This is a genomic window from Bradyrhizobium sp. 21 (assembly GCF_023073335.1).
Taxonomy (GTDB): domain Bacteria; phylum Pseudomonadota; class Alphaproteobacteria; order Rhizobiales; family Xanthobacteraceae; genus Bradyrhizobium.
Map to the genome: position 1 here is coordinate 190,004 of NZ_JADPJG010000003.1, position 12,362 is coordinate 202,365.

The 12,362-nt window shown below is 64.4% G+C and carries 16 protein-coding genes; 7 read left to right on the forward strand and 9 right to left on the reverse strand.

Going from position 1 to position 12,362, the window contains the following annotated elements:
• Nucleotides 1-70 precede the first annotated feature (70 nt).
• The 4 genes from IVB31_RS05960 to IVB31_RS05975 all read right to left on the reverse strand — a co-directional run bounded on the left by IVB31_RS05960 (nt 71) and on the right by IVB31_RS05975 (nt 1,791).
• On the reverse strand, nt 71-433 hold the full coding sequence (locus IVB31_RS05960) for a hypothetical protein (RefSeq protein ID WP_247319774.1): 363 nt from the start codon (nt 431-433) through the stop codon (nt 71-73).
• Between the two features lie 16 nt (nt 434-449).
• Entirely contained in the window at nt 450-854 is a 405-nt protein-coding gene (locus IVB31_RS05965) for a YciI family protein (protein WP_247319777.1), read from the reverse strand.
• A gap of 34 nt (nt 855-888) precedes the next feature.
• A complete protein-coding gene (locus tag IVB31_RS05970) occupies nt 889-1,305 on the reverse strand; it encodes a YciI family protein (RefSeq protein ID WP_247319779.1) in 417 nt (138 codons plus the stop codon).
• Nucleotides 1,306-1,425: 120 nt separating this feature from the next.
• Nucleotides 1,426-1,791 (reverse strand): nuclear transport factor 2 family protein, encoded by a 366-nt coding sequence (locus IVB31_RS05975; protein ID WP_247319780.1) that lies wholly within the window; start codon nt 1,789-1,791, stop codon nt 1,426-1,428.
• A 334-nt stretch (nt 1,792-2,125) separates the two neighbouring features.
• Between IVB31_RS05975 and IVB31_RS05980 the strand changes: the two genes are divergently transcribed.
• From IVB31_RS05980 to IVB31_RS06000, 5 genes are all read left to right on the forward strand, one after another.
• The gene (locus IVB31_RS05980) at nt 2,126-2,767 is read left to right on the forward strand and encodes a PAS domain S-box protein (protein ID WP_256464292.1); all 642 of its coding nucleotides are present in this window, start codon (nt 2,126-2,128) and stop codon (nt 2,765-2,767) included.
• Nucleotides 2,768-2,887: 120 nt separating this feature from the next.
• Nucleotides 2,888-3,676, forward strand: a complete 789-nt coding sequence (locus IVB31_RS05985; RefSeq protein ID WP_247319782.1) for an SDR family oxidoreductase — start codon at nt 2,888-2,890, stop codon at nt 3,674-3,676.
• 33 nt (nt 3,677-3,709) lie between these two features.
• On the forward strand, nt 3,710-4,147 hold the full coding sequence (locus IVB31_RS05990) for a hypothetical protein (RefSeq protein WP_247319784.1): 438 nt from the start codon (nt 3,710-3,712) through the stop codon (nt 4,145-4,147).
• 241 nt (nt 4,148-4,388) lie between these two features.
• Complete coding sequence (locus tag IVB31_RS05995) at nt 4,389-4,787, forward strand: hypothetical protein (protein ID WP_247319786.1); 399 nt, start codon at nt 4,389-4,391, stop codon at nt 4,785-4,787.
• A 423-nt stretch (nt 4,788-5,210) separates the two neighbouring features.
• Nucleotides 5,211-5,564, forward strand: a complete 354-nt coding sequence (locus IVB31_RS06000; protein ID WP_247319787.1) for a hypothetical protein — start codon at nt 5,211-5,213, stop codon at nt 5,562-5,564.
• 118 nt (nt 5,565-5,682) lie between these two features.
• Here IVB31_RS06000 and IVB31_RS06005 read toward each other — a convergent pair whose 3' ends face one another.
• The 4 genes from IVB31_RS06005 to IVB31_RS06020 form a co-directional block, all read right to left on the reverse strand.
• Nucleotides 5,683-6,096 (reverse strand): VOC family protein, encoded by a 414-nt coding sequence (locus IVB31_RS06005; protein WP_247319789.1) that lies wholly within the window; start codon nt 6,094-6,096, stop codon nt 5,683-5,685.
• Nucleotides 6,097-6,134: 38 nt separating this feature from the next.
• Entirely contained in the window at nt 6,135-6,671 is a 537-nt protein-coding gene (locus IVB31_RS06010) for an SRPBCC family protein (RefSeq protein WP_247319791.1), read from the reverse strand.
• A 77-nt stretch (nt 6,672-6,748) separates the two neighbouring features.
• On the reverse strand, nt 6,749-8,050 hold the full coding sequence (locus tag IVB31_RS06015) for an RNA polymerase sigma factor (protein ID WP_247319793.1): 1,302 nt from the start codon (nt 8,048-8,050) through the stop codon (nt 6,749-6,751).
• Nucleotides 8,047-8,415 carry a YciI family protein gene (locus tag IVB31_RS06020; protein WP_247319795.1) on the reverse strand — a complete coding sequence of 123 codons (369 nt, stop codon included), beginning with the start codon at nt 8,413-8,415 and terminating at the stop codon, nt 8,047-8,049. Before IVB31_RS06020 ends, IVB31_RS06015 begins: the two co-directional genes overlap by 4 nt.
• A 143-nt stretch (nt 8,416-8,558) precedes the next feature.
• On the opposite strand from IVB31_RS06020, the gene IVB31_RS06025 reads away from it, so the two are divergent.
• Both IVB31_RS06025 and IVB31_RS06030 read left to right on the forward strand, forming a co-directional pair.
• On the forward strand, nt 8,559-9,524 hold the full coding sequence (locus IVB31_RS06025; RefSeq protein ID WP_247319797.1) for a glyoxylate/hydroxypyruvate reductase A: 966 nt from the start codon (nt 8,559-8,561) through the stop codon (nt 9,522-9,524).
• 118 nt (nt 9,525-9,642) lie between these two features.
• Nucleotides 9,643-11,610, forward strand: coding sequence for a methyl-accepting chemotaxis protein (locus tag IVB31_RS06030; RefSeq protein ID WP_247319799.1), 1,968 nt, complete (start codon nt 9,643-9,645; stop codon nt 11,608-11,610).
• Nucleotides 11,611-11,701: 91 nt separating this feature from the next.
• On the opposite strand, the gene IVB31_RS06035 is transcribed toward IVB31_RS06030, so the two are convergent.
• Nucleotides 11,702-12,352 (reverse strand): TetR/AcrR family transcriptional regulator, encoded by a 651-nt coding sequence (locus IVB31_RS06035; RefSeq protein WP_247319801.1) that lies wholly within the window; start codon nt 12,350-12,352, stop codon nt 11,702-11,704.
• Nucleotides 12,353-12,362 lie beyond the last annotated feature (10 nt).

The following is a 12,362-nucleotide window of genomic DNA, read 5'->3' on the forward strand; positions in this document are numbered from 1 at the left end:
GTCACTAGCCCTCACCCGTCATTCCGGGGGCGATGCGCCAGCATCGAACCCGGAATGGCGGTGCGCTCGGCTAACCGCCCGGGATCGGCAGCACCGGCATGATCTCGATGCGTTCGCCGGGGAAGATCACGAAGTGCGGGTGGTTCTCGAACATTTTTGCAGCGGCTTCATGGGACGCGGCGCGGACCAAAGTGAAGGCGCCCATCTCATTGGCGATGTCCGCGATACCGCCGGCATCGACCTTCTTGGTCTTGCCGAGTGGACCGCCCATCGCCTGGATCGCGCCCTGGTGCTTCTCCACCCAGCCCTTCCAGGCCGCCATGCCCTCTATTTCCTTCGCCTTGCGCTCGGACTCGGACAGCGCATTCCAGGCGGCCATCTTCGGGCTGGTCTTGCTGCCGAGGAAGACGGCGAGATAGGTGTCAGTGCTCATCGGTTCTCTCCCTTGTTTACTTCTTCAGATCGTCGAAGCCGACGGCGGCTTCCTGCACCTCCGGCGGAAAGTCGCTCATCTCCTGCACCTGCCGGATCTCGATGATCTCGTTGGCCGAGGCCGGGCACTTCTGGGCCCAGGCGATCGCCTCGGCGCGCGAGGCAACCTCGATCATCCAGTAGCCGCCCAGGACTTCCTTGGCCTCGGCAAAGGGGCCGTCGGTCACGATCGGCTCACCGGTCGCAAACGTCACACGCGCGCCCATCGACGGCGGGTGCAAACCGTCGAGCGTGATCAGGATGCCGGCATCCTTCAGGGCCTCGTTGTAGCGCATCATCGCCGCGACACGCTCCGGATCGAGTTGTACGTCCGGCGGCGCGGCCTCGTAGCCGAGCGGGATCATCAGCATCATGAATCGCATGGGATTTCTCGTATCGTTGTGGACCAGGGCAGAGCTATCTCTTCGCCGCGTAAGCGCGGGTCCGCTCTTCCTGCTCGCGCAGCTCGGGGGTGAAGGCCTCGCCGAAATCCTCGGCCGAGAACACCTGGCGGATCTCGATCTCGGAGCCGGGATCGAATGGCGCACGCTTCATCCAGGCCACTGCTTCGTCGAGCGAATTGGTCTTGATCAGCCAGAAGCCGGCGATCAGATCCGGGGAGAGATCGAACGGGCCGCGGGTGACGCCCGCTTCCGACGTTCCGTACTTCATCCGGGCGCCCGTGACCGTCGGATGCAGGCCCTCGCCGGCCTCGATCACGCCGGCCTTGGCCATCTCCTCGTTGAACTTGCCCATGGCGGCCAGCATCTCCGTGCTCGGCATCTTGCCGGCCTCGGTATCCGGGGTCGCCTTGACGATCACCATGAAACGCATCGACCTGCTCCGTGGCATTGTCCTGGGGCGGGCCGAGCTGGCCCGTGCTCCCCTGTAAGACGAACGCCCCCTGGCGGAACCGACATCGGGGCAGAAATTATTCGGAGATGAGGCAGCCATCTAACGCGGCTGCGGCATGAACCGGCCGCCCTGGAAGGTGGCGCCGAAATAGACCTCGATGCGGCGGACCTTGCCGCGTTCAAAGGTGAAGAACTCGGTGTTGCGAAAGCTCCTGCCATCTCTTGCCAGGCAGCGATAGGTGACGAAGGCTTCATCGCCCCGGACGAAGATGCGTTCGATATCATGCCGGGCGATCCAGCCGGTGTCGCGCCAGCAGCGTTCGAAATAGGTGGCCTTGTCGAGGCCGTCATCGAATGGGCTGGTGAAGCGGAAATCGTCGGCAAGCGCATCGCTGACCTGTTGTCGGTCGTTGGCGAGATAGGCGGCGAAAAGATTTCGAAGCAGGTGTTCGACGTCATCAGGCATCGTCAATCTCCAGCGATCCAATCCCATGCAAGACGATGCAGACTCGACGACGCCGACAATCGGTCGCAGCGACACATGCGTCGAGTGCGAAATATTTCTTCAAAACGCGCCCGTAGAATTACGGTCGCATTGCAGTTGGCATGCGAATTCCGCCGCGCATATGAATCGAGAATGCTCGTGACTTGAATAAGATGCGTGCTGCCCGGCAGACTACGGAAGGCGCGCAGGTTCCTGCAAGGGTTTACAGTTGCTCAAGGAGCATATGCAACTTTTCCGCTCAGCGAGACGGTACGGTGATTCTTTTGAACCGCCTTCGAATCTTACGGAGCGACCATTGTTCAATTTTCAGAGCAAGAAAGTCAGACACGCGGTCGCAGAGGTCGAGGCGCTCGATCGGTCCCAGGCCGTGATCGAGTTCGGTCTCGACGGCACCATCCTCGATGCCAACGAGAACTTGCTCAAGATGAGCGGCTATTCGCTCGCGGAAATCAAAGGCAAGCATCATAGCATCTTCGTCAGCCCCGCCGAGCGCGAGAGCGCTCGCTATCGCGACTTCTGGGCCAGCTTGAATCGCGGTGAATTCCAGACCACACAATACAGGCGCTACGGCAAGAACGGCAAGGAACTCTGGGTTCACGCCTCCTACGCCCCGCTGCTCGACGAGAACGGCAAGGTGGTCTCCTTCATCAAGTTCGCCACCGACATCACGGCCTACAAGACGAGGAGCATGGAGGAAGCGGGCAAGCTCGCCGCGATCAGCCGTGCGCAGGCCGTGATCGAGTTCAACATGGACGGCACCATCGTCACCGCCAACGAGAACTTCCTGGGCGCGATGGGCTACTCGCTCGACGAGGTCCAGGGCAAGCACCACAGCATGTTCGTGACCCCCACCACCGCCGCCGCGGTCGAGGAGCAGAGCATCGTGACAGCCGACATGTCGGCCAACATGCAGCGCGCCTCGGCGGAGCTGGCGTAGGGTTGGTCTAGGCTTCCTCTATCCGCGTCACTCATCAAGTCCCTCCTCGCCAGGACCAAAGCGCAGTAAAAGGAGCGCGTGCTCACGCATGCCCCTTTTCGACACAGGATGGATCAGCCCATGCCCGCCTCCCCGCAAAAAGTCGCCCTCGTCACCGGAGCCGCGCGCGGCATCGGCCTTGCGACCGCGAAGAAATTTCTGGGCGAGGGCTGGCGCGTGGCGCTGCTCGACATCGAGGACGAGCTGCTCGGCCGCGCGGTCGGCGAGATCGGGCGGGACGAGGCCACGCTGACGCTGGCCTGCGACGTCTCGGACGCAGCCGCGGTTGCCGCCGCGATGACGACGATCGAGCGGCGGTTCGGCCGGCTCGACGCGCTGGTCAACAATGCCGGCATTGCCGTGTTCGCGCCGCTGATGGAGACATCGGAGGCCGATTGGCGGCGGGTGCTCGAGGTCAACCTCACCGGCCCGTTCCTCTGCACCAAGGCGGCGGTGCCGCTGATGCGCGACGGCAATGGCGGCGCCATCGTCAACATCACATCGATCTCGGCGGTGCGCGCCTCCACATTGCGCTCGGCCTACGGCACCAGCAAGGCGGGCCTCGCGCATCTCACCAAGCAGCTGGCGGTCGAGCTCGCCTCGCTCGGCATCCGCGTCAACGCGGTCGCGCCGGGGCCGGTCGACACCGCGATGGCCAAGCAGGTGCACACCAGGGAGATCCGCGCCGACTATCACGACGCCATCCCGCTCAACCGCTACGGCCTGGAGGAGGAACTCGCCGAAGCGGTCTATTTCCTGTGCTCGGAACGATCGAGCTATATCACGGGTCAAATTTTGGCCGTCGATGGCGGTTTCGATGCGGCGGGTATCGGCCTGCCGACACTGCGCGGCGAACGGAGGAACGGGTAGAAGCTTGTAGAAATCGGATTCGCGGAGTGCTCCATGCGACACGTCATCTTCCTCAAAGCCTTGATGCTCGCTGCAAGCCTGCTCGCGTCCGCACCCGCCGCCGCCGAAATCCGCATCATCCAGTCGCCGGGCGGACAGGTCGGGCCGTTCCTCGATCTGTTCGAGAGGGTGCGCGAGAGCGGCGAGCGCGTGGTGATCGACGGTCCCTGCCTGTCCGCCTGCACGCTGGTGCTGAGCATCGTGCCGGGCGAGCGCATCTGCGTCACCAGGCGCGCCGTGCTTGGCTTCCATGCGGCGCGCTCGGTCGACCGGCGCGGGCGCTTCTCAGCCGAGCCGGAAGCATCCGACGCGGTGCTTGCCGCCTATCCCGGCCCGGTGCGCGACTGGATCAGCCGCCGCGGCGGCCTCTCGTCCAGATTGCTTTTGTTGAAGGGGCGCGACCTCGCCGCGATCTATCCTCGCTGCCGGTGAGGATCAGGCGGCAGTCAGCCGTTTGACCAGGTTGAATCCGCTGCTGTCCGGCGATTAGGCAATTTTGCAGGATTCCGACTTTCATGGCGCTGAATCCGCTCAAGCCCTTCGCAAGGCCTGCACAATTTACGCGGTTTCCGGCGTTTCCCGACGGTCTATGATGGTGCCGTCCAGATTGAGGCCGCATCCGGATCGCGATGGCCGGGGGCCGTCACAATCCCAGCAGTGATCAGAGACTAGGATGGTTGCGCTTTTTCAGGATTACTCATTTTCGAACGGGTCGCAGACCATGCAGCCCACCGATTTTCGCTACCGTCTGTCGGACCGGGGACGCATCGTCCTCGGCCAACTGAGCTCCGAAGAAACCCTCGAATTCGAGTTGCTGTCGCAGCGCGACCGCGAGGGCCTGATGGACCTGCCGTCCGAGCTGCGGTTGCTCGAGCTCTATGTGAAGTATGTCCGGCCGGGCGCGGAGGCTCCAGGGGCTGCGGGGGGCGCGCCGACGGAGCCCGCCCGGCAGGAGCCGCCAAGACGGCGAAGACCGCCACCCTCACGAACAGCGCGACCGCGCAACTACATCGTCTCGATGATCGTCATCGCAGGCGTCAGCTTCACGCTCATCGCGTTGCTCGTCAGCTAGCAAACAAGCGCGCCGGCAAATTGCGCCGTTCACGCGCTTGGTGAGGCCTAATAAAACCTCTGGATCATCTGCGTCAATTCCATGCTCGCGCAGATGAGCATACCCCAAAGTGCAAAGTTGATCTGTAGCGCCGCCGCCATCGGTCGCTCCCCTTCCAAGTCCGCCCGCCCTAGTTTGTAGAATTTATGAAGGAATAGTTAGCGATTCTGTCACGGAGTTCACAGCCTAATATTGCGCCAGTTGTTGTGCGATGCGGTCCGCGTCATTTCACGAAGCGGCCTCACTGCCCTCGCAATGTGATGCGAGAGCAACATTCATATTCGGCCATGCCGGCCAGTCGTTTCCCTTAGGTTCCATTCAAGCGGCTGATGCAAGCTTCCGCATACGGAGTTTGCGCGTCGCGTACGACACCGAGGGTCCGGCATGATGCGACACGGCTTTGTCTTGCTCACTTTTTGCGCAACGCTGATGGGATGCGCGGTCGCGCCTGCGCAGGAACGCCGTCCGATCGCATGGGACGGCCTCGGTCAGGATCCGAACCGTCCCTCTGTCCTCAAGCGTCGTGTGGCGAACCAGGCTCCTGCGGAGACCGATCCGAACCAAGAGCGGGAAAGGGTGCTCGGCACCTTGCGCCCGTACTCCGAAGCATGGTGGGGCGTCCATGACGAAATCGAAGCGGAGAATGACAGGCGGCTCGGCATGAAGCTCGTGATCTGCCCTCGCTGCGTTCCGTCGTCCCCGCCCCCGAGCAGCGACGTGACAGGATCGATCCGCTGAAAGGGTGCGCGGCCGATCGGCGCATGACGTGACGTGCTTTATGCGTGCCCCCTCTCCCGTATCCTGTTCAGACCGGGGAGAGGGAGGCGCCGCCTGGCGCGTCAGACGATCGCGGCTGTCACATTCCCTCGGCCGGGCAGTTCACCATCCAGGGAATGCCGAACTTGTCGACGCACATGCCAAAGCCCTTGGCCCAGAACGTCTTGCCGAAGGGCATGGTCACGCTGCCGCCGTCGGCGAGCGCGTTGAACTTGCGCTCGCCCTCCGCGGGGTCCGCCACCGTGAACGAGATCGAAAAGCCTTGCGGCTTGTGAAAATGCTCGCTTGGCGCGTCGGAGGCCATCAATACGCTGCCGTCGGGCAGCGACATCCGCGCATGCATGATCGTCTTCTCCCGGCCGGGCGCGGCGGCCATGTCCGCCGGCGCGTCCGATGCACGCATCATGGCGTCGATCTTGCCGCCGAGAACCTTGGCGTAATAGTTGAACGCCGCCTCGCAGGTGTCCTGATAGAACAGATAGGCGTTGAGCATCGTTTCTCTCCTTCTTGTGTGGTTGGGCAGAGCGGGCGCTATTTCTCGGTGAGCTTCTTCAGGCTGGCGAGGCCGGCCTCAAAGTCCTTGCCGATCATGCTGTCCATGTTGATGAAGACCTGCATGACCTTGGACATGAACGGTGCCGGACCGTACATCGCCCACGTGACCAGTGTGGCATCGCCTTGCGGCACAAAGGTGAACTCGGCGGTGTTGTGGCCTTCAAACGGGCGCTCGAAATCAAGCTTGATGCGGAGTTTTGACGGCGTGCTCGCCTCCAGGATCTCCATATGGCCGGCACCGACATTGTTGTTGCCGTCCCAGGCATAGGTCGCACCTTTGCCCTGCGCAGTTCCGCCGAAGGTGCGCTTCATGGCGAAATCGCGGTTCTCATAGGGCGACCAGCCGGTCCAGCGGTGGAAATCGGCGACCTGCGGATAGATCGCATCGGCCGGCGCCTTCACGGCTAGTGAACGCTCGACGCGGAAGGTGTCGGGCTTGGTGAGCGCGAAGACGAAGATCGCCGCGATCCCGACCGCGAGCACGATGGCGACAATGGCAATGGCTTTCAGCATGAAAGGCTCCCTGGATACGGGATTAAGACGAAGGGGGCGGGTCGGGGCCGACAATCGGAAATGCAATTATTTCGCCGTCACTTCACCTTCGCACCCTGCCTGGTGCCGCCATTGGCGTCCTTCGGCTGACTGTCCCGGATCAGGCGATCGAGATGCATGCGGATGTGGGCGGCTTCTGCGGAGGTGTTGGCGAGGGCGATGGCGCGGTCGAAGGCCACCCGCGCTTCTTCGTTGCGGCCGAGCTGCATCAGGAAGGCGCCGCGCACGCCGTAGAAATGGAAGTAATTGGCGAGCTTCGACGCCAGCGGCTCGATCAGGTCGAGCGCAGCTTGCGGTCCGCGCACCTTGGAAACCGCGACCGCGCGGTTGAGCGTCACCACCGGCGAGGGCTGCACCACTTCCAGCGCCCCGTAGAGCAGATCGATCTGGGCCCAGTCGGTCTCCTCCGGCGTCGCGGCGCGGGCATGCAGTGCCGCGATCGCGGCCTGGATCTGGTAGGGCCCGCTGCGGCGATGGCGTATCGCCTTGTCGATCAGCGCGAGGCCTTCCGCGATCATGGTGCCGTTCCACAGCGAGCGATCCTGATCGTCCAGCAGGATCAGCGAGCCATCCGCGGCAAAGCGCGAGGCACTGCGCGCATGCTGCAGCAAGATGAGCGCCGTGAGCCCCATGATCTCCGGCTCGCTCTGGAACAGCCGCAACAGCAGCCGCGCCAGCCGGATCGCCTCCTCGCATAGCGGCTTTCTGATTTCGGCGGTGTCGCCGCTGGCCGAATAGCCCTCGTTGAAGATCAAATAGATCATCGCGGCGACACCGGCGAGCCGCCCGGAGCGCTCGACCGCGCCGGGCGTCTCGAACGGCGTCCCAGCCTCGGCGACCTTGGCCTTGGCACGCGTGATGCGCTGCTCCATCGCCGCCTCCGACACCAGGAAAGCGCGCGCGATCTGCTTCACGGTCAGACCGGAGACGATGCGGAGCGCCAGCGCGATCTGCTGCGTCGCCGGCAGCCCTGGATGACAGCAGATGAACATCAGCCGCAAAATGTCGTCGCGGTAGTGCGAGCCGTCGAGCCGCTCGGCAAGCGCGCCTTCGGCGTCGTCGAGGTCGGAGATCGCCTGGTCGTCCTCGGGCAACGGCTGCTGCTTGCGGGTCCGGCGCACCTCGTCGATCGCGACGTTGCGCCCGACCATGATCAACCAGGCCGCGGGATCGCGCGGCGGCCCGTTCTGCGGCCAGGTTTTGAGCGCGCGCAGGCAGGCGTTCTGAAACGCCTCCTCGGCGGTATCGAGATCGCGGAAATAGCGGAGCAGCGCGCCCACCGCCTGGGGTCGCGCCGAGGTCAGCGCGGTCTCGATCCAGGCGGTGTCGGCCTCGCTCACGCCGAAATTCCTCCGGGCCGAAATACGCCGACGGGACGCACCTCATAAGCGCCGCCGGGATTGGCCGAGCCGAGGTCGCGCGCGACGTCGAGCGCCTCGTCGAGATTCTTGCAATCGACGATATAGAAGCCGAGCAACTGCTCCTTGGTCTCGGCATAGGGGCCGTCGAGCACCAGCGGCGGATCCTCCTTGCGCAGCGTCGCCGCCGCAGTGGTCGGCAACAGCCGCGCCACCGGGCCGAGCCGCCCCTGCTGTGTGAGCTTCTCCTGCACCACGGCGAGCTTCTTCATCACGGCTTCGTCCTGGTCCTTGCTCCAGGAGCCGACGAAGTCCTCATCATGATAGCAAAGGATCGCATAAAGCATGGGCAGCACCTTCCCTGAACGCTTGTTTTGAAGACGATCCAATATGCCCCGCCCCGACAGGGCTGCGGAAAAAATTTGCGAGAAAAATCCGGCAGATCATGCCAAGGAGGGCCTTCAAAAGCGGAACCGACGAGGCACTTCGAATGACCAAAGGCACATTGGCCGTCCTGATCAACAGCACGCAGCAGAACTGGCTGCCGGAGCGCTGGAAGGCCCGGTTCGATGCGGTCTGCGGCGGCCGTCGGGTGGTGCTGCTGCCCCATGCCGGGCTCGATCCTGCCGAGGTGCACTATGCCGCAGTGTGGAAGCCGGTGCCGGGCGACCTCGGCGCCTTTCCCAATCTGCGTGCGATCTTCAATCTGGGTGCCGGCGTCGATGCGTTGATGGCGGACAAGAGCCTGCCCGGCGTGCCGCTGGTGCGCGTGGCCGTGCCTGATCTGACCGGCCGCATGACCGAATACGTCGTGCTGCATGTCTTGATGCACCACCGCCAGGAGCTTTATCTGCGCCAGTCGCAGCGAGAAAAACGCTGGGAGCCGATATATCAGTGGCCGGCGGGCGCCGTCACAGTCGGTGTGATGGGGCTGGGCACGCTCGGCTCTGACGCGGCCGACGTGCTGCGGCGGCTCGGCTTCCGCGTCGCCGGCTGGAGCCGCAGCCCGCGCACCATCGCGGGCGTCGAATGCTTCCACGGCGCGGAACAGATCGACGCATTCCTGCGCACGACCGATATCCTGGTGTCACTGCTGCCGCTGACGCCTGGCACAAGCGGCATCCTCAACCGCGACGTCTTCACCAAGCTCAACCGCAACAGCCCGCTCGGCGCGCCCGTGCTGATCAATGCCGGCCGCGGGGCCTTGCAGAACGAGGCTGACATCCTGGCCTGCCTCGACGATGGCACGCTGGGCGCCGCCTCGCTCGACGTCTTCGTGCAGGAGCCGCAGCCGGCGGACAGCCGGTTCTGGACCCATCCCAAGGTGCTGCTGACCCCGCACAACGCGGCCGACACCGATGCGGACGCGATCTCGGCCTATGTCGCCGAGCAGATCGCGCGGTTCGAGAGTGGGGGCGTGCTGGAGAACGTGGTGGACCGGACGCGGGGGTATTGAGACCTCACGTGCCACCCGAGCCCGTAAAATCACTAATCGTCGGCCGGTATCTCGTTCACCCTCTCTTAGCGAGAAGTTGATAGGCGTTGTTAATCAACGCTCAACGAACGAGTCGGACATGCGCTTCACGCTCGGCCTCAGGATGCGGATCACGGTTGCGCTGGCGGTGACGGCGGCGGCGACCGCCCTGTTCGCCGTGCTCGGGGCGATGTGGATCATTTCCGGCATTATCGACCGGGCCGACCAGCGCGAGCTTCGCAGTCATTACGACGCGCTCCAGTCGCGAATTGCCGAGGAATCCCAGCGCGCCGCCGCCATGAGCGCCGTCGTCGCCGCGATGCCGGCGACGCAGGACGCTATGGCCAAGCAGGATCGCAACGCTCTAATCGGCCTGTTCGGGCCGGTCTTTGCCGCGACCAAATCGGAGTATGGCGTCGAACAGTTCCAGTTCCACGTGGCGCCCGCGACGTCGTTCCTGCGCGTGCACCAGCCTGCTAAATTTGGCGACGACCTCTCGGGCTTCCGCAAAACCGTGATCATGGCCAACCAGGAGCACAAGGTCGTGGTCGGCCTCGAGGGCGGCCTGGCCGGGCTCGGCATCCGCGGCGTCGTGCCGATCGCGCAAGGCGGCAAGCATCTCGGCTCAGTGGAGTTTGGCCTGACCTTCGGCCAGTCCTTCCTCGACGATTTCAAGACCAACCGCCACGTCGACATCGCCTTCCATCTCGCGGACGGCGGCGGCTTCAAGCTGTTCGGCGGCACGCTGAAGGGCAAGAGCTTCTTCGACGCGTCCGATTACGGCCGCGCCGCCGGCGGCGACTTCACGGTACGACAGGCCAGGCTCGACACCACGCCGGTGGCCGCGCTGCTCGGACCGATCAGAGATTTTTCCGGCAAGCCGCTCGGCGCGGTCGAGCTGGTGATGGACAATGCCGACTATGTGGCCTCCGCCGACCGTGCCTGGCTGCTGGCATTCGGCATCGCTGCGCTCGGGCTCGTGCTGGCGGCGATCGTCGGCTATCTCATCGCCCGCAGCATTTCGCGCCCGATCCTCTCCATCACGAGCGTGATGCGCGAACTCGCGGACGGACACCTCGACGTCGCCATTCCCGCCAGCAAGGCGAATGACGAGGTCGGCGCCATGGTGAAGGCAGTCGCGGTGTTCCGCGACAATGCCGTCAACTTCAACAAGCTCCAGGCCGATCAGCTTGAGGCCAAGGCGCAGTCCGAAGCGGAGAAACGACGCGCCTTCGGCGCGCTCGCCGACAATTTCGAAGCCAGCATCCGCGACGTCGTCACCACGGTGTCCTCGGCCGCGGTCGAGATGGAGCACACGGCGCGCTCGATGTCGGCCATCGTCGAGCAGTCACGGCAGCAGACCGGCACGGTGTCGTCGGCCTCGGCGCTCGCCTCGGAGAACGTGCAGACGGTTGCTGCAGCCGCGGAAGAGCTGTCATCGTCGATGACCGAGATCAGCCGACGCCTCGCGCACGCGACCGAGGTGGTTGGCAAAGCCGCGAGCGACGGACGGCGGTCGAATGAGCGCGTGCAGAGCCTGGCAGACGCCGCGCAAAAAATCGGCGACGTCGTCTCCTTCATCAGCGGCATCGCGGGGCAGACCAATCTGCTGGCACTGAACGCGACGATCGAGGCTGCGCGCGCGGGCGAAGCCGGCCGTGGCTTTGCGGTGGTCGCCTCCGAAGTGAAGGCGCTGGCAACCCAGACCGCGAAGGCGACCGAGGAGATCGGCGCGCAGGTCACCGCCGTGCAGGGCGAGACCACCGGCGCGGTGGATGGTATCCAGTCGATCTGCGCGACGATCCAGCAGGTCGATGAAATCTCGGCCGCGATTGCGGCGGCCGTCGGCCAGCAAGGCACGGCGACGCAGGAAATCGCGCAGAACGTCCAGCAGGCCGCCGCCCGCACCGGCGAGGTCTCGCAAAACATCGCCGGCGTCACCGCCGGCATCGCCGCGACGGGGACAGCGGCGGAGGAAGTTCTGGGCTCGGCGATCGAGCTGTCGAAACAGTCGCAGCGGCTGCGGGACGAGGTCGATCGCTTCCTCGCGCATATCCGCGCGGCGTAAGTAAGGGAAGGTTGGCGACTCGTCTCGGCTGTCGCCAGGACGACTGGGAGAGTAACCCGCGCGCCCTACGTTCATCGTGGATGACGACAGCTTAACTCTTGGCGCCCACCATCACATCGATCGCGCCTTTCACGATCGCTTCCAGATCCTCGCGCGAGACACGGGCGCGGGAGCGGATGGCGATCGAGTGGACCGTTGCGGAGGCGAGCTGCGCCAGCACGGCGGGGTCGGCACTCCCAGGCAGCTCGCCCTTCTCCTTGGCGCGACGGAAGCAATTCGCAAAAGCCTTGTCGAGGTCAGTAAGACCGTCGAGCACCATGGCGCGGATGTCGGGATCGCTCACTGCTTCGGATGCCGCCGTCACCACCGTGAAGCAGCCACGCGGGCCGGTCTCGCCGGAGAGATAGATGTTCAGCGCGCAGGCGAAGATGCGCTCCAGCCTCAGGCGCAGCGGCATCTCCTCGCGAAAGATCGCGACCATCGACGCGCGCGCCTCATCGCGGTAGCGCTGGTAGCTCTTGATGTAGAGCTCGCGCTTGTCACCGAAGGCGCCGTAGAGGCTCGGCCGGTTCATGCCGGTCGCTTCGCTGAGATCGTCGAGCGAGGTCGCGGCAAAACCCTGCGTGCGGAACAGGTCGAGCGCCTTGCCGAGGGCGACATCGGGCTCGTAGGCACGCGGGCGGCCGCGACGCTTTGGCTGCTCGGACGCCGCTACGGGCGGTCCTTTCGATTTTTGTACCATTTCGCAAAAT

Coding starts and splice junctions, on each gene's coding strand:
- IVB31_RS05975 (WP_247319780.1), bottom strand. CDS start 1,791: ATGCCTGATGACGTCGAACACCTGCTTCGAAATCTTTTCGCCGCCTAT.
- IVB31_RS05990 (WP_247319784.1), top strand. CDS start 3,710: ATGCGACACGTCATCTTCCTCAAAGCCTTGATGCTCGCTGCAAGCCTG.
- IVB31_RS06025 (WP_247319797.1), top strand. CDS start 8,559: ATGACCAAAGGCACATTGGCCGTCCTGATCAACAGCACGCAGCAGAAC.
- IVB31_RS06030 (WP_247319799.1), top strand. CDS start 9,643: ATGCGCTTCACGCTCGGCCTCAGGATGCGGATCACGGTTGCGCTGGCG.
- IVB31_RS06020 (WP_247319795.1), bottom strand. CDS start 8,415: ATGCTTTATGCGATCCTTTGCTATCATGATGAGGACTTCGTCGGCTCC.
- IVB31_RS05965 (WP_247319777.1), bottom strand. CDS start 854: ATGCGATTCATGATGCTGATGATCCCGCTCGGCTACGAGGCCGCGCCG.
- IVB31_RS05970 (WP_247319779.1), bottom strand. CDS start 1,305: ATGCGTTTCATGGTGATCGTCAAGGCGACCCCGGATACCGAGGCCGGC.
- IVB31_RS06000 (WP_247319787.1), top strand. CDS start 5,211: ATGATGCGACACGGCTTTGTCTTGCTCACTTTTTGCGCAACGCTGATG.
- IVB31_RS06035 (WP_247319801.1), bottom strand. CDS start 12,352: ATGGTACAAAAATCGAAAGGACCGCCCGTAGCGGCGTCCGAGCAGCCA.
- IVB31_RS05985 (WP_247319782.1), top strand. CDS start 2,888: ATGCCCGCCTCCCCGCAAAAAGTCGCCCTCGTCACCGGAGCCGCGCGC.
- IVB31_RS06005 (WP_247319789.1), bottom strand. CDS start 6,096: ATGCTCAACGCCTATCTGTTCTATCAGGACACCTGCGAGGCGGCGTTC.
- IVB31_RS06010 (WP_247319791.1), bottom strand. CDS start 6,671: ATGCTGAAAGCCATTGCCATTGTCGCCATCGTGCTCGCGGTCGGGATC.
- IVB31_RS05995 (WP_247319786.1), top strand. CDS start 4,389: ATGGTTGCGCTTTTTCAGGATTACTCATTTTCGAACGGGTCGCAGACC.
- IVB31_RS05960 (WP_247319774.1), bottom strand. CDS start 433: ATGAGCACTGACACCTATCTCGCCGTCTTCCTCGGCAGCAAGACCAGC.